This is a genomic window from Azospirillum sp. FG154 (assembly GCF_057809575.1).
The window spans coordinates 23,556-43,904 of the sequence record NZ_JBMDKF010000020.1 but is presented as its reverse complement, the minus strand read 5'-3'; the positions used below and the strand labels follow the sequence as shown (position 1 = coordinate 43,904).

The 20,349-nt window shown below is 65.7% G+C and carries 16 protein-coding genes; 7 read left to right on the top strand and 9 right to left on the bottom strand.

Annotated elements, in window-relative coordinates; all coding sequences use genetic code 11:
• Nucleotides 1-148 precede the first annotated feature (148 nt).
• Nucleotides 149-988, top strand: a complete 840-nt coding sequence (panB, locus tag ACODS4_RS20370; protein WP_488866927.1) for a 3-methyl-2-oxobutanoate hydroxymethyltransferase — start codon at nt 149-151, stop codon at nt 986-988.
• Nucleotides 989-1,010: 22 nt separating this feature from the next.
• Here the strand turns inward: panB and ACODS4_RS20365 are convergent, their stop codons facing one another.
• From ACODS4_RS20365 to ACODS4_RS20345, 5 genes are all read right to left on the bottom strand, one after another.
• Nucleotides 1,011-1,139 (bottom strand): hypothetical protein, encoded by a 129-nt coding sequence (locus tag ACODS4_RS20365; RefSeq protein WP_488866925.1) that lies wholly within the window; start codon nt 1,137-1,139, stop codon nt 1,011-1,013.
• 156 nt (nt 1,140-1,295) lie between these two features.
• Nucleotides 1,296-1,583, bottom strand: a complete 288-nt coding sequence (locus tag ACODS4_RS20360) for a DUF1330 domain-containing protein (protein WP_488866923.1) — start codon at nt 1,581-1,583, stop codon at nt 1,296-1,298.
• Nucleotides 1,584-1,685: 102 nt separating this feature from the next.
• A complete protein-coding gene (locus tag ACODS4_RS20355; protein WP_488866921.1) occupies nt 1,686-3,086 on the bottom strand; it encodes an NAD(P)(+) transhydrogenase (Re/Si-specific) subunit beta in 1,401 nt (466 codons plus the stop codon).
• Nucleotides 3,087-3,090: 4 nt separating this feature from the next.
• A complete protein-coding gene (locus ACODS4_RS20350; protein WP_488866919.1) occupies nt 3,091-3,510 on the bottom strand; it encodes an NAD(P) transhydrogenase subunit alpha part 2 in 420 nt (139 codons plus the stop codon).
• A gap of 25 nt (nt 3,511-3,535) precedes the next feature.
• On the bottom strand, nt 3,536-4,690 hold the full coding sequence (locus tag ACODS4_RS20345) for a Re/Si-specific NAD(P)(+) transhydrogenase subunit alpha (RefSeq protein WP_488866917.1): 1,155 nt from the start codon (nt 4,688-4,690) through the stop codon (nt 3,536-3,538).
• 389 nt (nt 4,691-5,079) lie between these two features.
• Between ACODS4_RS20345 and ACODS4_RS20340 the strand changes: the two genes are divergently transcribed.
• The gene (locus ACODS4_RS20340; RefSeq protein ID WP_119832366.1) at nt 5,080-5,328 is read left to right on the top strand and encodes a DUF2312 domain-containing protein; all 249 of its coding nucleotides are present in this window, start codon (nt 5,080-5,082) and stop codon (nt 5,326-5,328) included.
• Nucleotides 5,329-5,366: 38 nt separating this feature from the next.
• On the opposite strand, the gene ACODS4_RS20335 is transcribed toward ACODS4_RS20340, so the two are convergent.
• Complete coding sequence (locus ACODS4_RS20335) at nt 5,367-7,589, bottom strand: anthranilate synthase (protein ID WP_488866914.1); 2,223 nt, start codon at nt 7,587-7,589, stop codon at nt 5,367-5,369.
• A gap of 590 nt (nt 7,590-8,179) precedes the next feature.
• Here ACODS4_RS20335 and ACODS4_RS20330 point away from each other — a divergent pair.
• Nucleotides 8,180-9,148 carry a tripartite tricarboxylate transporter substrate binding protein gene (locus ACODS4_RS20330; RefSeq protein WP_488866912.1) on the top strand — a complete coding sequence of 323 codons (969 nt, stop codon included), beginning with the start codon at nt 8,180-8,182 and terminating at the stop codon, nt 9,146-9,148.
• 31 nt (nt 9,149-9,179) lie between these two features.
• Here ACODS4_RS20330 and ACODS4_RS20325 read toward each other — a convergent pair whose 3' ends face one another.
• Nucleotides 9,180-9,830, bottom strand: a complete 651-nt coding sequence (locus ACODS4_RS20325; protein ID WP_488866910.1) for a hypothetical protein — start codon at nt 9,828-9,830, stop codon at nt 9,180-9,182.
• Between the two features lie 368 nt (nt 9,831-10,198).
• Between ACODS4_RS20325 and ACODS4_RS20320 the strand changes: the two genes are divergently transcribed.
• The gene (locus ACODS4_RS20320) at nt 10,199-13,717 is read left to right on the top strand and encodes an indolepyruvate ferredoxin oxidoreductase family protein (protein WP_488866907.1); all 3,519 of its coding nucleotides are present in this window, start codon (nt 10,199-10,201) and stop codon (nt 13,715-13,717) included.
• A 301-nt stretch (nt 13,718-14,018) separates the two neighbouring features.
• Nucleotides 14,019-15,263 (top strand): lipase family protein, encoded by a 1,245-nt coding sequence (locus ACODS4_RS20315; RefSeq protein ID WP_488866905.1) that lies wholly within the window; start codon nt 14,019-14,021, stop codon nt 15,261-15,263.
• A gap of 90 nt (nt 15,264-15,353) precedes the next feature.
• Here ACODS4_RS20315 and ACODS4_RS20310 read toward each other — a convergent pair whose 3' ends face one another.
• Complete coding sequence (locus tag ACODS4_RS20310; protein ID WP_488866903.1) at nt 15,354-17,039, bottom strand: methyl-accepting chemotaxis protein; 1,686 nt, start codon at nt 17,037-17,039, stop codon at nt 15,354-15,356.
• Nucleotides 17,040-17,329: 290 nt separating this feature from the next.
• Complete coding sequence (locus ACODS4_RS20305) at nt 17,330-18,019, bottom strand: GntR family transcriptional regulator (protein ID WP_488866901.1); 690 nt, start codon at nt 18,017-18,019, stop codon at nt 17,330-17,332.
• Between the two features lie 86 nt (nt 18,020-18,105).
• Between ACODS4_RS20305 and ACODS4_RS20300 the strand changes: the two genes are divergently transcribed.
• Together ACODS4_RS20300 and ACODS4_RS20295 are read left to right on the top strand one after the other, a co-directional pair.
• Complete coding sequence (locus ACODS4_RS20300) at nt 18,106-19,038, top strand: dihydrodipicolinate synthase family protein (protein ID WP_488866899.1); 933 nt, start codon at nt 18,106-18,108, stop codon at nt 19,036-19,038.
• A 62-nt stretch (nt 19,039-19,100) separates the two neighbouring features.
• On the top strand, nt 19,101-20,348 hold the full coding sequence (locus ACODS4_RS20295; RefSeq protein ID WP_488866897.1) for an NAD(P)/FAD-dependent oxidoreductase: 1,248 nt from the start codon (nt 19,101-19,103) through the stop codon (nt 20,346-20,348).
• Nucleotide 20,349: the final 1 nt, after the last annotated feature.

Sequence of the window (20,349 nt, the reverse complement as noted above, 5' to 3'; positions counted from 1 at the left end):
ACGCGGGAGAGGGAGCAAGCGCCCGAAACGATGCCCGAAACGATGATCGTCCCCTCTCCCGCGCAAGCGGGGGAGGGTTAGGGAGGGGGCATACGCCGCAGCCACTCCCAACATCCCCGCCATCCCCCTTGCCGCCGGAAGGGTCGTCATGAGCGCCTCGAAGTCGATCACCCGTGTGTCCACCCCCGACCTGCGCGCCCGCAAGGGCGGCGAGCCGATCGTCTGCCTGACCGCCTACACCGCCCCGATGGCCCGCCTGCTCGACCAGCATGTCGATCTGCTGCTGGTCGGCGACTCGCTGGGCATGGTGGTCTATGGGCTGGACAGCACGCTGCCGGTCTCGCTCGACATGATGATCGCCCATGGGGCCGCCGTGGTCCGCGCGTCCGAACAGGCCTGCGTCGTCGTCGACCTGCCCTTTGGCTGCTACCAGGAAAGCCCGCAGGCGGCCTTCCGCGCCTCAGCCCGCGTGATGCAGGAAACCGGCGCGCAGGCGGTGAAGCTGGAAGGCGGGTTGGAGATGGCCGAAACGGTGGCCTTCCTGACCGCGCGCGGCATCCCGGTGATGGGGCATGTCGGGCTGACCCCGCAATCGGTCAACACGCTGGGCGGTTACAAGGCGTTGGGTCGCGATCCGGCGGCGGCGGAGCGAATCGTCGCCGACGCCCACGCCATCGCCGAGGCCGGGGCCTTCTCCCTGGTGCTGGAAGCGATCATGGAGCCGCTGGCCCGCCGCATCACCGAAGAGGTCGCGGTCCCGACCATCGGCATCGGCGGCTCGCCCGCCTGCGACGGCCAGGTGCTGGTGACGGACGACATGTTGGGGTTGTTCGGCCAGTTCCAGCCGAAATTCGTCAAGCGCTACGCCGAATTGGCCGACACCGTCACCCAGGCGGTCGCAAGCTACGCCGCCGACGTCCGCGCCCGCAGCTTCCCCGGCCCGGAGCATTGCTTCGGCGTCAAAAAACCTGCGACCACCAGCGCGTAAGGCTGACCGGGCTTGGCTGCGCTCACACCTCGGTCAGCAAAAAGATCGAGGTGGCGCACAGCCACAGGCCGAACAGCAGAACACAGCACATCACGCGGGTCCACAGGCTGATCTGCATGTCGGCGGGCGTCGTCTCTTCGATATCGTCCATGATCGGCGGCTCCGCTTGAGGGCCGACCCGGCGGAGCCGTTCCGCCGGGCCGTTGCAAGACCTCAAGCTCTAACGGAGCGATGTGTCCCGTGTGTGTCCCGATGGGCGGCTTTGTGTAACCGAACGTAACCGCGCGGCCTCACGGCCCGCCCGCTTTCACAGCCCATCCACGACGATCATCGTGAAATCGGCGGCGTCCTTGCGCGCCTCCCGCGCCTCGCGATATTCCGGGCTGTCGTAAAAGGCCTTGGCGGCGGCGTAGTCGGGAAACTCCAGAATCACCACGCGGCCCGGCTGCCAACCGCCTTCCAGCACCTCGGTTTGGCCGCCCCGGCTCAGAAAACGCCCGCCATTCTTGGCGATGGCGTTCGGCGTCAGCGTCTTGTAACGCTCGTAGGCGACGCTGTCGGTGACGCGGACGTCGGCGATCACATAGGCGGGCATGGTTGAAAACTCCCAGTGGGTTGGTTTCTGACGCAAAAAAGGCGCGAGGAGCCTAACCCCTCGCGCCTGTTCCGGCAAATTTCGTCCGACGGAGAAGCCCTGTCAGGCTTCCATCGCCTTGACGACCTCTTCGGTGACTTTCTTGGCGTCGCCGAACAGCATCATGGTGTTGGGGCGGAAGAACAGCTCGTTTTCGACGCCGGCGTAACCGGCGGCCATGCCGCGCTTGATGAAGAAGACCGTCTTGGCCTTTTCCACGTCCAAAATCGGCATGCCGTAGATCGGGCTGGACGGATCCGTCTTCGCCGCCGGGTTGGTCACGTCGTTGGCGCCGATGACGAAGGCGACGTCCGCCGTGCCGAACTCGCGGTTGATGTCCTCCAGCTCGAACACCTCGTCATAGGGGACGTTGGCTTCGGCCAGCAGCACGTTCATGTGGCCGGGCATGCGGCCCGCGACGGGGTGGATGGCGTATTTGACCGAAACGCCCTCATGCTTGAGCACGTCGGCCATTTCGCGCAAGGCGTGCTGCGCCTGAGCGACGGCCATGCCATAGCCCGGCACGATGATGACCGACTGGGCGTTCTTCATGATGTACGCCGCGTCTTCCGGCGAACCGGCCTTGACCGAACCCTGCGGTCCGCCGCCGCCGCCCGCCGCCGCCGCGCCCGCCGCCTCGCCGCCAAAGCCGCCGAGGATGACGTTGAAGATCGAGCGGTTCATGCCCTTGCACATGATGTAGGACAGAATCGCGCCCGACGATCCCACCAGCGCGCCGGTGATGATGAGCAGGTTGTTTTGCAGGGTGAAGCCGATGCCGCAAGCCGCCCAACCCGAATAGCTGTTCAGCATCGAAATGACGACCGGCATGTCGGCCCCGCCGATCGGCAGGATCAGCAGGAAGCCCAGCGCCAGCGCCACGATGATGATGAGCCACATGGCGGCGGTCGAGTTCGACTGGACCAGCCAGACGATCAACAGCACGCTCAGCACGCCCAGCGCCGCGTTCAGCGGATGCTGCATCGGGAAGACCAGCGGCTTGCCCGTCACCAGCCCTTGCAGCTTGGCGAAGGCGACGATGGAGCCGGTGAAGGTGATCGCGCCGACGGCGGTGCCGAGCGCCATTTCGATCAACGACCCCTTGGCGATGGCCCCGGCGGAACCGATGCCGTAGGCCTCCGGCGAGTAGAAGGCGGCGAGCGCCACGAAGACGGCGGCCAGACCAACCAGCGAGTGGAAGGCGGCGACGAGTTGCGGCAGCGCCGTCATCTCGATCTTCTTGGCGACGACGTAGCCGATGGCCCCGCCGATGGCGATGCCCAGCACGATCAGCCAATAGGATTGGACGATGGGCGAGGCCAGCGTGGTCAGGATGGCGATGGTCATGCCGACCATGCCGTAGATGTTGCCCTGACGCGAGGTTTCCGGGCTGGACAGGCCGCGCAACGCCATGATGAAGCAGATCGACGCGACCAGATAGAGAAGAGCGGACAAGGTTTCCATGGTCTTACTTGCCCTTCTTCTTGAACATGGAGAGCATGCGCTGCGTCACCAGGAAGCCGCCGAAGATGTTGACGCTGGCCAGGATGACGGCCAGGAAGCCAAGCAGCTTGGAAAAGCCGAAGCCGCCGGGACCGGCGGCGACCAGCGCGCCGACGATGATGACCGACGAGACGGCGTTGGTGACGGCCATCAGCGGCGAATGCAGGGCGGGCGTGACGCGCCACACCACATAATAGCCGACGAAGCAAGCCAGCACGAGAACGGTCAAGCCGGTGACGAAAAAGTTGCCGTGACCACCGGCGGCGTCAGCGGCGGGCTGCGCCGCGCTGGCGACCTGGGCGGCCAACAGGTCGGCCTGCTGGCCAAGCGCCGCCAGATTTGCCTTCAACTCGGCGATGCGGGCGGTCAGTTGGGTCTGATCCATTGATGTCTCTCCTGGAGCGTCCTGGTCAGCCGGTGAAGGCGGGATGGATGACGGCGCCGTCGCGGGTCAGCGCGATGGCCTTCACAATCTCGTCGTCCCAGTTGATGGCGACGCCCTTGTCCTTGTCGTTCAGCGCCGTCAGCAGAGCCAGCAGGTTCTTGGCGTAGAGCAGCGAGGCGGATTCGGCGATGCGGCTGGGGTAGTTGGCGTGGCCGACGATCTTGACGCCGTTGGCGGTCACGACCGTCTCGCCCAGCTTGGAGCCTTCGACGTTGCCGCCCTGCTCCACCGCCAGATCGATGAGGACCGACCCCGGCTTCATCGAGGCGACATGCTCCGCCGTCACCAGGATCGGGGCCTTGCGGCCCGGAATCAGCGCGGTCGTGATGACGATGTCCTGCTTCTTGATGTGCTCGGCCACCAGCGCCGCCTGTTGGCGCTTGTAGTCGTCGCTCATCTCCTTGGCGTAACCGCCAGCGGTTTCCGCCTGCTTGAACTCGTCATTCTCGACCGCGACGAAGCTGCCGCCGAGCGACTGCACCTGTTCCTTCACCGCCGGGCGCACGTCGGTGGCCGAGACGATGGCGCCGAGGCGCTTGGCGGTGGCGATGGCCTGCAAACCGGCGACGCCGACGCCCATGATGAAGACGCGCGCGGGCGGAACCGTGCCGGCGGCGGTCATCATCATCGGAAAGGCGCGGCCATATTCCCCCGCCGCGTCCACCACCGCCTTGTAACCGGCGAGGTTGGCCTGGGAGGACAGGACGTCCATCACCTGCGCGCGGGTGATGCGCGGCATGAATTCCATGGCGAAGGCGTTGACGCCAGCGGCGGCGTAGGCCTTCACATGATCGCGGCTGTTGTACGGGTTCAGGATGGCGAACAGCAGCGCGCCTTTTTTCAGCAACGCCAGCTCGTCAACCCCGTCCGACCCTTCCCCCGAAAGGAGCGGACGCTGCACCTTCAGCACGATGTCGGCGTCGTTCAGCGCCGACGCCGCGTCGGCGGCGATGGCGGCGCCGGCGGCCTCGAACAGGGCGTCGGGCAGGCTGGAGCCGAGACCGGCCCCGCTTTCCACGATCACCTCAAGCCCGAGCGCCTTCAGCTTCTTCACCGTCTCCGGCGACGCCGCGACGCGGCGTTCACCCTCACGTCGCTCCTTGGGTATGGCGACTTTCATTATGTCCAACTCCCCTGCCTCGAACACGCCGATTCCTGGATATCGGCATTGACCGTCCGTACACATGCCGGATTTGTCTGACCTTGTGAAGTCAAACACTGTGATGGTACTACCAGCCAATTCACCGCGTCGCAACAAAGAGAATGGCGGCCTTGTCCGTAAGTATCATTGTTTCTGAAGAAACAAGAAACCGGGCAACACATGAACCCGCTGTTCTATTGCTCCACCGAAACCCGCCACGCGGCGTGACGCCGCGCCGCAGGCCGCCAATCGCTCACCCATCCACAACGCCCGGCGGCCCGACGGAATCGCCCGCTTGCCATTCCCGCCGCCCGCCGATATCGTCCCGCCCCGTTCCCAAATGTTCTCTTTCTTGTGGTGAGGTTTCCATGTCCGATGTCGGCGGCATTGCGGCGGACCGTCTGAAATCCTTTGTCGAGCGCATCGAGCGCCTGGAAGAGGAAAAGAAGGGCCTGCAAGAGGACGTCAAGGAGGTCTACGCCGAAGCCAAAGGCACCGGCTTCGACACCAAGATCATCCGCCAGATCATCCGTCTGCGCAAAATGGACAAGGCCGACCGGCAGGAGCAGGAAGCCCTGCTCGACCTCTACAAGGAAGCGTTGGGAATGGTGGAGTAAGGGGCGCCGGCGCGCCCCCTTCTCTTGCACCCCACGTTTCACGCCGCCTTCGCCACCGCCCGCCCGGCCAGCCGGGTCATCACGTTGCCGATCAGCGCCAAGCCATGCCCGCCCTCCAGGGTCAGGATGGATTCGGGGTGGAATTGCACGGCGGCCACCGGCAAGCTCCGGTGTTCCAACGCCATGACGCGGCCATCGGCGGTTTCCGCCGTCACCTGCAAGACGGCGGGCAGCGTGTCGCGGCGGGCGACCAAAGAATGATAGCGGCCCACCCGCAAACGGTCAGGCAACCCGTCGAACAGCCGCCCTCCCCCCAGCGTCCGCAGGGTTGACGCCTTGCCGTGCATCGGCTCGGCCATGTCCAAGGTCCCGCCGAAGCCCTCGGCGATTCCTTGCAGCCCCAGACAGACGCCGAACACCGGCACGCCCAACTCCAACGCCGCCGCCATGGTTCCGGCGACGTCGAAATCGCTGGGCCGCCCCGGCCCCGGCGACAACACCAGAAGATCGGGCGGATCGGCGCGCAGAGCCGCCCGCGCGTGAGCATGGCGCAACGTCGTCACCACCGCCCCGGTCTGGCGGAAATAGTCGCCCAGCGTGTGGACGAAGCTGTCGTCGTGATCGACCAGAAGCACCCGCTTGCCCTGCCCGCTCCGCGCCGCCGCCGGTTTGGCGACCGCGCGCACTTCCGGGGCGACTCCCCGCACGGCGTCGCGGAAGGCGGCGGCCTTCAGACGGCATTCGGCGTCCTCGGCGTCGGGATCGCTGTCGGCCAGCAGGGTGGCCCCGGCGCGGATGAAGGCGACTCCGTCCATCATACGGATGGTGCGCAGCGTCAGGCCGGTGTCCATGCCGCCGTCGAAGCCAAGACGGCCAAAGGCCCCGCCATACCAGCGGCGCGGCGATTTTTCGTTGTCCTCCAGAAACTGCATGGCCCAACGCTTGGGCGCGCCCGTCACCGTCACCGCCCAGGTGTGGGTGAGAAAGGCGTCCAGCGCGTCAAAGCCGCCGCGCAACCGCCCTTCGACGTGATCGACCGTGTGAATCAGACGGGAGTACAGCTCGATCATCCGCCGTCCGATCACCCGCACCGATCCCGGCTCGCACACCCGCGCCTTGTCGTTGCGGTCCACGTCGGTGCACATGGTCAACTCCGCCGCGTCCTTGGCCGAGTTCAGCAGCGTCAGGATTTGCGCCGAATCGCCCAGCGCGTCGGCCCCGCGCGCCACCGTGCCGGAAATCGGGCAAGTCTCCACCCGCCCCGCCCCGCCGCCGCCCGCCGCCCCGACCCGCACATACATTTCCGGGCTGGCGGCGACCAGAAACTCGCCCTGCCCCAGATTGACCAGCGCCTCATAGGGGGCCGGGTTGGCGGCGCGCAGGCGGCGGAACACCGTGGCCGGGCTGTCGGCGCAGGGTTCGGCGAAGGTCTGGCCGGGCACCACCTCGAACAGATCGCCGCGCCGGAAGGCGGCCTTGGCGGTTTCCACCACCCGCTGATACTCGCCCGGCGCGTGGTCCGCCTCCGCCGCCGCGTTGGTGTCAAGGCGGTAGGGATGGGCGCGCCCGCTGCGGGGCAGCCCCTGCGTGCTGACGCCATCGACCGAGAAGTCGTAGCGGAAACAACGGGCCACCCCGGCGGCGGGATCGAGCGCGACCAGCTCGTCGGGCAAATACAGCACCAGATCGCGCTGGTCGTCGGGCCGCTCCAACCGCAGGCGGATCGGCTCGAACTGGAAGGTCAAATCATAGCCGAACGCGCCATACAGGCCGAGAAACGGGTCGTCCGGCGCGGAAAACAACCCAATCAAGGCGCGCAGCACGGAAAACACCGAGGGTTGACGGCTGCGCTCCTCCTCGGGGAACGGCGCGGCGGCCTTGCGGATCAGCGCCGTGACCCGGCCCGGCGCTTGCTCCACCCCGACCAGCGCGTCCAGCCCATCCAGCGCGCGGAACAGGGCGGGCAGCAACACCCGGCCACGCTCGTTCAGGGCGTCGATTCGCACCGTCCGCCCGCGCGCCGTGACCGCCAAAGGCGGATCGACGAAGCCCAGCGCGTGGCGGCGGTAACGGCCCGGCGCCTCCACCCCGCTGGACAGCAGCAGCCCCCGCCGCGTGTCCAGGGCGGCGATCAGCGGATCCAAGGCGTCCTGCGGCGGCAGCGGCGCGCTGTGCCGGGTCACAACCAGCCCGCCGCCGGTCTGGAAGCTCAACGGATCAAGATGGCGGGGATCGGCAAGAAAAAGATCGGGAGCGAACATCGGTGGCGTCTCCGGGGACGGTGGTTCTGGCGATAGACGCCGCCCGGAGTTCCCGTTCGTACCCTTGTGCTTTTCGCTCTCACGAAAAAGGCCGCCCCGGAACACCGGGCGGCCTTTGGTTCAGTGCGCTCAAACGCGCGCGTGGTTCTGGCCGACCCGATCTAAACGGGCCGCCACCAACGACGCGACAGGAGGAGCGAGGACGTGTTCATAAAGGTCACTTCGCCACAACCCCGCCGGGATTGTCAAGGCCCGTTCAAATTGCAGCGCGCCCGAATCGAACGGCGCCGGATGTCAGATTGGCAACAGTCCATTCACCATCCCCCGCCTTCATCGGGGTCTCTGGCGCCGAAAATTACGCCTTATGATCGGAAAATTCCCAAGAATCGGAACAAAGCCGGAAATTCGGATTCTTGCATACAGGAAGAACGCGAACATTTCCCCAGAGAGCACCACCACAGGGGCGCTTGGGACCGATGGGGCAGTTACAACCTCTAAATTTCATGCACAAATTTTTATCAGGTGACTATAATCGTAAAAATCGCTGCAAATTATAGGAATTCTATTCCTGTCGGGATGGGGGGCTGAGGATGCGTGATCGTCTGCGTCATTTGGTGCTATTGGCCAGCGCCTTGGCGCTTTTGCCGTTTCACGCCAAAGCCGACTACCCGGAGCGGCCCATCACCATGATCGTCGCCTATGGCGTCGGTGGACAAACCGACATCACGGCGCGCAGTTTGGCCCCTTTCATTGAAAAGCATCTGGGTCCGGGCGCCCGGGTCATCACCGCGAACAAGCCGGGCGCTGGCGGTGAAATCGGCTTTGCCGCGCTGGCGGACGCCAAACCCGACGGTTACACCATCGGCTTCATCAACACCCCATCCATTCAGACGATTCCAATCGAACGGCGGGCGCGTTTCACGCTGGATCGGCTGACGCCGCTGGTGAACATCATCGACGATCCCGGCGTCATCATCGTTCGCAACGACAGCCCCTATCAGACGCTGGCCGATCTCGTCGCCCACGCCAAAGAGAATCCGCTGAAGATCAGCATCGCGTCCACCGGGGTCGGGTCGGACGATCACCTCGCCATTCTGGCTTTGCAGCGCCAATCCAAGGCGCAATTCCTGCACATTCCCTTCACCACCAGCATCGACAATTACCGCTCCATGCTGCGTGGCGACACAGCGGCGTCGGCCACCAACATCGCCGAGGCGCTGCGCGGGGTGCAATCGGATCCGGTGCGGGTGCTGGGGGTGATGGCCGCCGCCCGCTCGCCGATGGCCCCCAAGGTGCCCACCTTTCAGGAGCAGGGTTACAATATCGTCATGGGGTCAATGCGTGGCCTCGCCGCCCCTCAAGGCCTGTCCGACGACGTGAAGGCCACGTTGGTGGACGCCATCATCAAGGCCGCCAACGATCCCGGTTTCCGCAAGATCGCCGCCGACACCTTCCAGCCGTTGCGCGTTCTTGATCCCGCCACATTTTCCATGGAGTTGAAGGCGGGCGACGATGATTTCCGCACGCTGTGGACCGAAGCCCCCTGGCTCGCCCGATAGCGGAACTCTGAAAAGCGCCCCCTCCGCCGCGTCAGCGGCGGGGGACCAACCCCACGGTCGACGGCGACAGCCCCAAGGCCCCGCGCGCCAAAGACCATGCGGCGGGCAACAACGAGGCGGCGACCACCGCGCCAACCGCTGCGTCCGGCCACCCATCGGCCAGCGCCCAAACCCCGGCCAGCCCCATCATCCCGGCGGCTTGCGGCAACAGATCCCCGCGCGCGCACAGCCAGACCGACCGCAGCGACAGCCTTCCACGCCGCCCGGCGAACAGCAGGGTCGCCATCGACAGGCTGACGCCGATCACCACCAGCAAGGCCAAGCTGGCCAGCGGCGCGTCCGGCGCGTCGGCGCCGATCACCGCGCGCCCAGCCGTCACCAGAACCCAGACCACCGCCCCAACCAGAGCCGCGCTCTGAAGCAAAGACAGGCGCGCCCGCGTTTCCAGCGAGCGGCCCATGGTCGCCAGACTGACGCCGTAGGTCGCGGCGTGGTTCAAAGCCAGCAGCGCCGCCGCCCACAGCGTCACCGCCTGGGTGCGGGCTGCGGCGATGAGCAAGAACGCCCCCATCACCGCGCTGACCATCATCGCCGTTCGCAGCGTGCGGCGAAAGTCAGCCTGGCCACCGCCGCGCCGTCCACCGCCACCGCCACACGCGCCGCCGCCGCAACCGCCATCCATGTCACGCCCTCCGCAAAATCTCACAACAGAAGATAGGCGTCGCCAGCGGCATCGTCCATATTCATCAGTCTTTTCTGATTGAATGACGCCCGTTTCCGCCGCCCCTCCCAATTGTCCGAGTCACCCTCCATATTCCTCTTCGGGCCGCCCACGGAAACCGACAACCGAGCGGTAATGTCCGCAAGGCAGGCGTTTCCATACGGTCCGTTACGGAAGACCCTTGGTTGCCGGATGTTCCTTGCTTTTTGCGGATCGGTCCCTTTGGGGCGTGGACACATACGACAGCCTTCATTACCTTTTTGCCGGTCGAACAAAAGGGCGGCCCAGCAATAAAGCCCGGTCGCCGACGCTTGGAAGGGATGGGGACGATGGCTCTGGCGCCTGTGTCATTGGCAAACGTGTCGCTTGACGACAAATACGCGCTCGAACAGGGGCGCGTTTACCTCACCGGCACCCAAGCGTTGGTGCGTCTGCCGATGATGCAGCGCCAACGGGATCTGTTGGCCGGGCTGAACACCGGCTGTTTTATTTCGGGTTATCGCGGTTCGCCGCTGGGCGGGTTCGATCAGAATTTGTGGAACGCCCGCAAATTCCTGGAAAAGAACCACATCCAATTCCAGCCCGGCGTGAATGAGGAGCTGGGCGCCACCGCCGTTTGGGGCAGCCAGCAGGTCGGCATGTTCAAGGGCGCCAAATACGACGGCGTCTTCGCCATGTGGTACGGCAAGGGGCCGGGCGTCGACCGCTCCGGCGACGTCTTCAAGCACGCCAACGCGGCGGGAACCTCGAAGAACGGCGGCGTGCTGGTTCTGACCGGCGACGACCACAATTCCAAATCCTCGACCTTCCCGCACCAGTCCGAACACGCCTACATGCACGCGATGATTCCGGTGCTGAATCCGTCGGGCGTGCAGGAGATTTTGGATTACGGCCTGATCGGCTGGCAGATGAGCCGTTTTTCCGGCTGTTGGATCGCCATGAAGACGATCGCCGAAACGGTGGACACCTCTGCGTCGGTGTACATCGACCCGCAGCGCGTCAGCCCGATCATCCCCGCCGATTTCCCCATGCCCGCCGGGGGCCTGAACATCCGTTGGCCCGATCCGCCGCTGGAGCAGGAACACCGGCTGATGAAGCACAAGCTTTACGCCGCGCTCGCCTTCGCCCGCGCCAACAAGCTGGATCAGGTGGTGATGTCCAGCCCGCGCCCGCGTTTCGGCATCGTCACCACCGGCAAAAGCTATCTGGACGTTCGCCAAGCCTTGGACGAACTCGGGATCACGGAGGAGATGGCGGCGGATTGGGGCATCACCGTCTACAAGGTCGGCATGCCCTGGCCGCTGGAACGCGACGGCGTCCGCCATTTCGCCGAAGGGCTGGAGGAGATCGTCGTCGTCGAGGAAAAGCGCGCGGTCATTGAAAACCAGCTCAAGGAGCAGCTTTACAACTGGAACCCCGACGTCCGCCCGAAGGTCGTCGGCAAGTTCGACGAGGCCGGGGAATGGATTCTGCCCAGCGCGGGCGAGTTGTCCCCCGCCCAGATCGCCGTGGTGATCGGGCGGCGCTTGCAGCGCTTCATCGACAATGAAAACCTCGCCCGCCGCATCGCCTTCCTCGACGCGCAGGAGCGGCAAAAGGCTCATGTCGCCCGCGTCGTGCGCAAGCCGACCTTCTGTTCGGGCTGCCCGCACAACACCTCCACCGTGGTGCCGGAAGGCAGCCGGGCGCTGGGCGGCATCGGTTGCCATTACATGGCGACCTGGCTGGACCGCAAGACCGACACCTTCACCCAGATGGGCGGCGAGGGCGTGCCGTGGGTCGGCCAAGCCCCCTTCACCGACGAAACCCACATCTTCGCCAATCTGGGCGACGGCACCTATTTCCATTCCGGCATCCTGGCGATCCGTCAGGCCATCGCCGCCAAGGTGAACATCACCTACAAGATCCTGTTCAACGACGCCGTCGCCATGACCGGCGGCCAGCCCTTTGACGGCACGCAGACCGTCCAATCCATCGCCCAGACCCTGCGGGCGGAGGGCGTGACCCGCATCGCCGTCGTCACCGACGAGCCGGAAAAATACGGGATCAACAGCGGCCTGCCGCAATTCACGGCGGTGGAGCACCGCGACGATCTGGACCGCGTGCAAAAGGAACTGCGCGAGGTCGGCGGCACCAGCATCCTGATTTACGATCAGACCTGCGCCACCGAAAAGCGCCGCCGCCGCAAGCGCGGCAAGATGGTCGATCCGGCCAAGCGCGTGGTCATCAACGAATTGGTCTGCGAAGGCTGCGGCGATTGCTCGACCAAATCCTCCTGCGTCTCGGTGATCCCGTTGGAGACCGAGTTCGGGCGCAAGCGCCAGATCGATCAATCCTCCTGCAACAAGGATTTCTCCTGCACCAAGGGCTTCTGCCCCAGCTTCGTCACGGTGGAAGGCGGCAAGCTGCGCAAGCCCAAGCCCGCCGCCGCCAAGGCGCTGGACAGCGCGCCGTTGCCCACCCCGACCCTGCCAATTTTTGACAAGACCTGGGGCCTGTATGTCACCGGCGTCGGCGGCACCGGCGTCGTCACCATCGGCGCGCTGCTCGGCATGGCCGCGCACATCGAGGGCAAGGGCGTCGGCGTGCTCGACATGACCGGGCTGGCGCAAAAGGGCGGCGCCGTCACCAGCCACATCCGCATCGGCCAGACGCCGGACGACATCCATTCCGTGCGCATCGCGGCGGGCGGGGCCGACGCGGTTCTGGGCTGCGACATCGTCGTCGCGGCGGCGGGCGACGGGCTGTCGAAAATGCGGGCGGGCCACACCCGCGCCGTGGTCAACACCCACGACGCCATCACCGCCGATTTCATCAAAAAGCCGGACATGGTGATTCCCGTCCGCGATCTGGTCGGCGACATCCGCAAGGCCTGCGGCGGCGACGCCATGGTCGACGCGCTGGACGCCTCGAAGCTCGCCACCGGCCTGTTGGGCGACAGCGTGTACGCCAACCCCATCCTGATGGGCTACGCTTGGCAAAAGGGGCTGATCCCGCTGACCGAGGCCTCGATCCTCAAAGCCATCGAGTTGAACGGCGTGTCGATCACGCTGAATCTCGACGCCTTCCAGTGGGGCCGCCGCGCCGCCGTCGATCTGCCCGCCGTCGAGGCCGCCGCCGCCCCGCCCGCCCCGGTGGAGGTCGGCGCCGCCTCCCTCCTGCTCGACCAGCGCCGTCTGTCCGACAGCCTAGAGGACATCGTCGAGCGGCGCACCCGCTTCCTGACCGACTATCAGGACAGCGCCTACGCCGCCCGTTACCACGCGCTGGTCGATTGGACCCGCCGGGTCGAGGGGCAGAAAATCCCCGGCTCCACCGCCCTGACCGAAGCCGTCGCCCGCGCCCATTTCAAGCTGCTGGCCTACAAGGACGAGTATGAGGTCGCCCGCCTCTACACCGACAGCGGTTTCCTGGAAAGCGTCCAGCGCCAGTTCGAGGGCGACTGGAAGCTGACCTTCCACATGGCCCCCCCGGCGCTGGGCGAGGTCGGCGAGGATGGCGGCGAGCCGAAGAAGAAGACCTTCGGCCCCTGGATGCTGCCGGTCCTGCGCCTGCTGGCCAAGGGCAAGCGCCTGCGCGGCACCCGCTTCGACCCCTTCGGCCGCACCGAGGAGCGCCGCCAGGAACGCCAACTGATCGCCGATTACGAAGCGGTGATGGGCGAAATCCTGCACAGCCTGACCCGCGACACGCTGGCCCTGGCCCTGGAAATCGCCGCCCTGCCGATGGAAATGCGCGGCTACGGCCCAATCAAGGCCCGCAACGTCGCCGCCGCCAAGGCCAAGGAAGCCAAACTGCTGGACGCCTTCCGCAACCCGGCGAAGGCCCCGGCGCTGGCGGCGGAGTAATTTCATCACCTGAACACAGCGCAGCGGGGCGGAGGAGACCCATCCTCCGCCCCATTTTTTCGTGAATTGACCCGACAACAATATCGCGGCGCAAACACGAAGAATTTCTATTTTGGGTTGATTTCCTGATCGGAATCAGACCTCTGTTTGTGGCGTCGCCTTATCTTATTTCAATTGAATCCAATTCAAGCGCCCATCGTTTTCCCCTAATAATTCGTGATTATCTTTCGTAGCTTTTAACTCCGTTGAAAAATGGCAAGGCCGCACACGGCCACGCCAGATCATCCGGGAGAAGCACGCCATGCCCACAACCACGCCGTTTCCCCTGCTTCAGCAAGTGTTTTCGCTGTCCATGTGGTCCAACACCGCGGCCAAGACGAAGGGCAGCACCCCGTCCGCCCTGGGCGGGATCCTCCACACGAATTTCACGGACAAACTGTCGACCTACGCCGCCTATGCGCCAGACTGGTCGATTGCCTGGGGGCCTGCCGTGTTCACCGCGGGGGACAGCGGCAACAGTCTGGTCAGCGAATCTGGAATCCTGATGCCCAAGAGCAGCACCGGGATTGCCGACAACGCGATCCTCGTCGCGCACAACGCCACCAGCGACACCTACGTCGTCGCCATCGCCGCCACCAATCCGCAATCGGTGTATGACTGGGTGAACGAGGATTTCCAGACCGACAGCACGGTCTCGTTCAACCCGGTTGGGTCGCCCTTGGACTCGTCCATCAGCTACGGCGACATTTCGGCGGGGACAAAGCTGGGCATCACCATTCTGCAAAACCTGAAGCCACAGGCCGCGCCGGAAGGCGGCCCCACCATTCCCGAAATCGGCGTCACGCTGCAAAGCTATCTGGCCAGCGTGGCCTCGACCGACGCGACGTTGATTTTCACCGGCCACAGCCTGGGCGGCGCGCTCTCTCCGGCCCTGGCCCTCAGCCTATACCCGTCAAAGGCCGCGCAAGCGGTCTGGCGACGGGTTCTGGTCCTTCCGACCGCTGGGGCGACACCGGGGGATGGCGTCTTCGCCACCGCCTTCAACACCGTCTTCCCGACCTACGTCGATCCAAACAGCACAACCCTGCCCAACACCTTCAACAACGATCTGTGGAACAGCTACGACGTGGTTCCGCACGCCTGGGATCATCTGCAAGGCGACAGCTTCCCGACATACGTCGCGCCACCGCCCAACGCGCTGCAACTGGTCAAGCCCTGCATCTACGGCCATTTGATCCTGGGGGCTGCGGAAACCATCCCGGCTTTGGTCAACGCGGCGGTCAACCACGCGGCCAAGGCGGGCGTCACCTACACGCCAATTCAAAACATCGAATTGCCGGGCGCCACGGTGAACGCCGACATCGCCACCATCATCGGCTTCGTCAGCACGCTGATCGAACAGCATGTCGGCGCCTACTTTGACCTGATGGGGGTGTCGGCCATCCACGATGACCAGACCAGCTTCTGGCAGGAGGTGATCGTTCTGCTCATCAATGACCTGTTCCCCGGTCTGCTGCCCAACCCGGTCAACCCGCCGACGGCGTAACCCACGACGAACCCCTTATCGGGAAAAACCCATTGGGCCAAGACTCGCGCCTTGGCCCAATGGGTGGTCGTCGATCCTTGAGCGGCCACGTCACCCCGCGCGGATGCCGCTGATGAAGCGGTCCATCTGCCCGGTCAGGGCTTCGGATTGGGCGAGCAGGTCGGCGGCGGCGGCCTGGACCTGCGCCGCGCCGGCGCCGGTTTCCCCGGCCATCTTCTGCATCCCCGACACGTTGCTGACCACCTCTTGCGCGCCGTGGGAGGCCTGTTGGACGTTGCGGGCGATTTCGCGGGTGGCCGCACCCTGCTCCTCCACCGCCGAGGCGATGGTGGTGGCGGTCTGGTTGACGCTGGTGATGGATCCGCTGATGCCGTCGATGGCGCCGACCACCGACCGTGTGGCGGATTGAATGGTCCCGATCTGGGCGCTGATTTCCTCGGTCGCCTTGGCGGTTTGACCGGCCAACGCCTTCACCTCGTTGGCGACGACGGCGAAGCCCTTGCCCGCATCCCCGGCGCGCGCGGCCTCGATGGTCGCGTTCAGGGCCAGCAGATTGGTTTGGCTGGCGATGGCGTTGATGAGGTTGACCACGTCGCCGATCTTGTTCGCCGCCGCCGTCAGCCCATCGACGATGTCGGCGGTGCGGCGGGTCTCGTCCACCGCCTTGCGGCTGAGATCGGCCGAACGCGTGACCTCGGCGCTGATTTCCTGAATCGACGACGCCAACTGTTCGGCGGCGGCGGCGACGATCTGGATGCCCGACCCGGCGTCCGACGCGGCCCGCAAGGTGACGTCGGATTGGCCGGTGGCGCGGTTGGCGATGTCGGCCAGAACCGAGGAGGTCGAGCGCAACCGCCCGGCCTGGGCGGCCACGCCGTCGACGATGGATTTGATTTGCGTTTCAAAGCCATCGGCCAGCGCCAACATGCCTTGGCGGCGCTCCTGTTCGGCGCGGGCCTGGGCCTGCTCGCTGTCCTGGCGCAGGGCGCTCATCGCCAGGCTGTTGTCCTTGAAGACCTGGACCGCCTTGGCCATGTCGCCGATTTCATCCCGACGGTCCGCGCCGTTGATGAGGATCGAGACATCGCCGTCGGCCAGTCCGCGCATCGCCGTGGCCAGCACGGTGATCGGGCGGGTGATCGCCTTGCCCAAATACAGCGACGCCAACAGCATCACCGCCACGACCATGGCGATGACGATCAATTGCTGTTGCAGTTCGGTCGCAAAGGCCGCGTCGATGTCGTCCACATAGACGCCCGACGCGATGACCCAGTCCCACGGCGCGAACAGCGCGTCGTAGGAAATTTTCTGGAACAGCGCGGTCCCACCGTTCGGTTTGGTGAAGCGGTAGGTCGTGTAGCCCCCACCCGCCTGCGCGTTGGCGATCTGATGCCGCAGAAAGGCAAAACCGTCGGAATCCTTTTCATCCAGACGGAATTTGCCCTCCAACTCCTTGCGAGTCCCGTGGACCTCGGTCACGCCGTTGGTGTTGTAGACGAAGAAATAGTCACCCTTGCCATAACGCAACGCCCGGATCGCGCTCTTGGTCCGCTCCTTGGCTTCCGCCTCGGGAAGGACGCCGCTCTGCGCTTCACGATGATAGTAATTCGCGATGCTGACCGCTGCTTCGACAACACTCCGAACAGATGACTTTCTGTCATCAATCATCGCGTCCTTCAAATTGACCATATTGTAGTAAATGATCGAGAACGTGCAAAGAAGGATCAAGGCCACCAGGGCCATGATTTTTTTGGTGATGCTCAGATGTTCCAACATACTCAAACTCTCCACCGGGGGGCGCCCATGTGATTTTTTGCAAAAATTGCTTTTTTGGGCGAGGCGACCGTTGCCCAATCCTGACCAGTCATTCAAGAAAAAACAGCGGTCGCGTGCACAGATCGTACACTCGCCCCAACCACCGAGAGCGGAACGAGTCCGAAGGGCGGGCAAAACGTCACAAGATTGCCAGGATCTTCGACCGGATGCGTAACTGTTATGAAGGGATCACATACCGCGCGCGTCAACCCGCGAGTCAAACCCGCGAATCGGAATCGACCGCGCCGCGCTCACTCCAACCCGATGTCCGCCCCCAGCGCCGGGGCGATGAAGCGTTGCAACTGGCCCACAATCTGGCTGGCGTGCTCCGCCCCCTGCCGTTCGGCGGCGGCGGCGTCGCCCGCCTCGATCACCGCGATCATCGCGTCGTGTTCGTGAACGAACTCCTGCGGCAAGGCGTCCTGGTAGCTGCGGTAATAGAGGCGCAGCAGGCGCATGCCGTCGTTCAGCAGACGCTCGAACAGGTCGGCGTAATAGCGGTTGCCCCCCGCCCGCGCGATGGCGAGGTGGAAGCTGCGGTTGCTCTCCAGCATGGCGATGGCGTCGGACGCGGCGACGGCGGCGGCGAAATCGGCCTGGGCCGCGCGCATCCGCTCCAGATCCTCCGGCGTCCGCCGCAGCGCCGCCAGACGCCCGGTGACGCGGTACATCAGCGTCAGCGCGTCGAGATAATGCGGCACCCCGTCGAAATCCAGAACCGTCACCACCGTGTTGCGGTTCGGCAGCGTCGTCGCCAGCCCTTCGGCGACCAGCCGTTGCAGGGCCTCGCGCACCGGGGTGCGCGACATGCCGAACCGCGCCGACAGCTCCGTCTCATCCAACCCGGCGCCGGGGTCCAGAGTCATGTTGAGGATGTCGGCCTTCAGCGCGTCGTAAATTTTCTGCGGGCCGCCGCCGCGCCGGGGGGTGTCGTTCGTCATGCTGATCGTTTTAGCTTGACGGCGCGGTCATTTCAAATATACAAATTGGATACAAACAATCGCCCCGGACAGGAGTTCACGCCGCCATGGATCCTCGCCAACGTTGGAAAGGGGTTTTCCCCGCCGTCACCACGCAGTTTCGCGATGATTTCTCGCTGGACGCGGCGGCCACCGCCAAGGTCATTGGCGCGCTGATCGACGACGGCGTGTCGGGTCTGGTGGTCGGCGGCACGGTCGGCGAAAACACCGCGCTGAGCATGGCGGAAAAGCAGGAGCTGGTCGAAACGGCGGTCGCCGTGTCGGCGGGCCGCGTGCCGGTGATCGTCGGCGTGGCCGAATACACCACCGAATTCGCCGCGACGACGGCGCGCATGGCGGCCAAGGCCGGAGCGCACGGCCTGATGGTGCTGCCCGCCATGGTCTATCCGGCCAAGCCGCGCGAAACGCTGGTGCATTTCCGGGGCGTAGCGTCGGCGACCGATCTGCCGATCATGCTGTACAACAACCCGCCCGCCTACCGCACCGACGTCACGCCGACCATGCTGGCCAGCCTGACCGACGTGGACACCATCGTGGCGTTCAAGGAATCCTCGGGCGACACCCGCCGCATCGTGGACGTCCGCAACATGACCGGCGACCGCTTCATCCCGCTGTGCGGATTGGACGACGTGGTGGTCGAAAGCGTGCTGTTGGGCGCGGTCGGCTGGATTTCCGGCATGTCCAACATCTTCCCGCGCGAAGGCGAGACGCTGTTCCGTCTGGCCCGCGACCGCCGTTTGGACGAAGCTCTGCCGATTTATGATTGGTTCATGCCGCTGCTGCATCTGGACGCCCGCCCCGATCTGGTGCAGGGAATCAAGCTGGCCGAGCACATCGCCGGTCGCGGAAGCCTGCTGACCCGCCCGCCCCGCCTGCCGCTGGAAGGCGCGGAGCGCGAGGAGGTGGAGGCCATCGTGCGCAAGGCGCTGGCCACCCGCCCGGCCCTGCCGGACGTCGGCCTGCCGCCGCTGGCCCAATGACGGCCTGACGCGGAGTTCGGCCCGCAACAGAGTTCAGTTCAAGAGAGGAGAGTCGCCGCATCATGCGCATCCTGGTCGTTGGCGGGGGAATCATCGGCGTGGCCGCCGCCCACGCGCTGCTCGACAACGGCCATGCGGTGACGATCCTCGACCGAACCGGCTTTGGCGCGGAGGCGTCGGGGCGCAACGCCGGTTGGATCGCCCACAACGACATCCTGCCGCTGGCCGGGCCGAAGGCGTGGCGCAATCTGCCGCGCTGGCTGGCCGACCCGCTGGGGCCGTTGACCATCCGCCCGTCCTACGCGCCCCGCATCCTGCCCTGGATGCTGCGTTTCGCCGCCGCCTCCACCCCGCGCCGGATCGAAGCCTCGACTCTGGCCATCGCCGCGCTGAACGGGGCCTCCCTGCCCGCGTGGCGGCGGCGGCTCGACGCGCTGGATCTCGGCGGGCTGCTGCGCCCGCGCGGGCAATTGTCGGTGTGGAGCGATCCCGCCGCCTTCGCCCGTTTCCCGGCCCTGGCCGAACGGCAACGCGGCTTCGGCGTGTCGGTGGACATCCTGTCCGCCGCGCAGGTCGCCGCGCTGGAACCGGCCTTCGCCCGCGCGGCGGCGGCGGGAACCATCGTCGGCGGGGCGCTCTACCCCGACGGCCCGCACGTCGCCGACCCGGCGCAGTTGACCGAAACGCTGGGCAAATTGGCGTTGGAGCGCGGCGCCCGGCTGGTGAACGCCCAAATTCAGGGATTTGAAGACGCCTCGGGCCGCGTGACCGCGCGGTGCGACGGCGGGGTGTCGATCACGGCGGATCGCGCCGTGCTGGCGCTGGGCGCCTGGTCCAAGCCGCTGGCGGCGACGGTCGGCGACGCCGTGCCGCTCGACACCGAACGCGGCTACAACGTCACTGCCGCGCCCGGCGCGCTCGGCCTGAGCCGCCCGGTGATGTATGAGGGGCATGGCTTCGTCACCTCCCCGCTCGACAGCGGCGACCGCATCGGCGGGGCGGTGGAGTTCGCCGGGCTGGACGCCCCGCCGAATTACGCGCGGGTGGACGCGCTGCTGGGCAAGCTGCGCCGGTTCCTGCCGGAGTTGGGCGCGGTGGAGGGGGTGCGGCGGCTGTGCTTCCGCCCGTCGATTCCCGACAGCCTGCCGGTGATCGGCCCGGCCTCCCGCCTGCCCGCCGTCATCCACGCCTTTGGCCATGGCCATTACGGGCTGACCCAAGCCGCCGTCACCGCCGAACTGGTCGCCGCGCTGATCGACGGGAAAAACCCCGCCCTGCCGCTCGCCCCCTACGCCCCCACCCGCTTCTGAA

Excerpts from the sequence above, each read along its gene's own strand:
- panB (WP_488866927.1), top strand. The coding sequence starts at position 149 with ATGAGCGCCTCGAAGTCGATCACCCGTGTGTCCACCCCCGACCTGCGC.
- ACODS4_RS20365 (WP_488866925.1), bottom strand. The coding sequence starts at position 1,139 with ATGGACGATATCGAAGAGACGACGCCCGCCGACATGCAGATCAGCCTG.
- ACODS4_RS20360 (WP_488866923.1), bottom strand. The coding sequence starts at position 1,583 with ATGCCCGCCTATGTGATCGCCGACGTCCGCGTCACCGACAGCGTCGCC.
- ACODS4_RS20355 (WP_488866921.1), bottom strand. The coding sequence starts at position 3,086 with ATGGAAACCTTGTCCGCTCTTCTCTATCTGGTCGCGTCGATCTGCTTC.
- ACODS4_RS20350 (WP_488866919.1), bottom strand. The coding sequence starts at position 3,510 with ATGGATCAGACCCAACTGACCGCCCGCATCGCCGAGTTGAAGGCAAAT.
- ACODS4_RS20345 (WP_488866917.1), bottom strand. The coding sequence starts at position 4,690 with ATGAAAGTCGCCATACCCAAGGAGCGACGTGAGGGTGAACGCCGCGTC.
- ACODS4_RS20340 (WP_119832366.1), top strand. The coding sequence starts at position 5,080 with ATGTCCGATGTCGGCGGCATTGCGGCGGACCGTCTGAAATCCTTTGTC.
- ACODS4_RS20335 (WP_488866914.1), bottom strand. The coding sequence starts at position 7,589 with ATGTTCGCTCCCGATCTTTTTCTTGCCGATCCCCGCCATCTTGATCCG.
- ACODS4_RS20330 (WP_488866912.1), top strand. The coding sequence starts at position 8,180 with ATGCGTGATCGTCTGCGTCATTTGGTGCTATTGGCCAGCGCCTTGGCG.
- ACODS4_RS20325 (WP_488866910.1), bottom strand. The coding sequence starts at position 9,830 with ATGGATGGCGGTTGCGGCGGCGGCGCGTGTGGCGGTGGCGGTGGACGG.
- ACODS4_RS20320 (WP_488866907.1), top strand. The coding sequence starts at position 10,199 with ATGGCTCTGGCGCCTGTGTCATTGGCAAACGTGTCGCTTGACGACAAA.
- ACODS4_RS20315 (WP_488866905.1), top strand. The coding sequence starts at position 14,019 with ATGCCCACAACCACGCCGTTTCCCCTGCTTCAGCAAGTGTTTTCGCTG.
- ACODS4_RS20310 (WP_488866903.1), bottom strand. The coding sequence starts at position 17,039 with ATGTTGGAACATCTGAGCATCACCAAAAAAATCATGGCCCTGGTGGCC.
- ACODS4_RS20305 (WP_488866901.1), bottom strand. The coding sequence starts at position 18,019 with ATGACGAACGACACCCCCCGGCGCGGCGGCGGCCCGCAGAAAATTTAC.
- ACODS4_RS20300 (WP_488866899.1), top strand. The coding sequence starts at position 18,106 with ATGGATCCTCGCCAACGTTGGAAAGGGGTTTTCCCCGCCGTCACCACG.
- ACODS4_RS20295 (WP_488866897.1), top strand. The coding sequence starts at position 19,101 with ATGCGCATCCTGGTCGTTGGCGGGGGAATCATCGGCGTGGCCGCCGCC.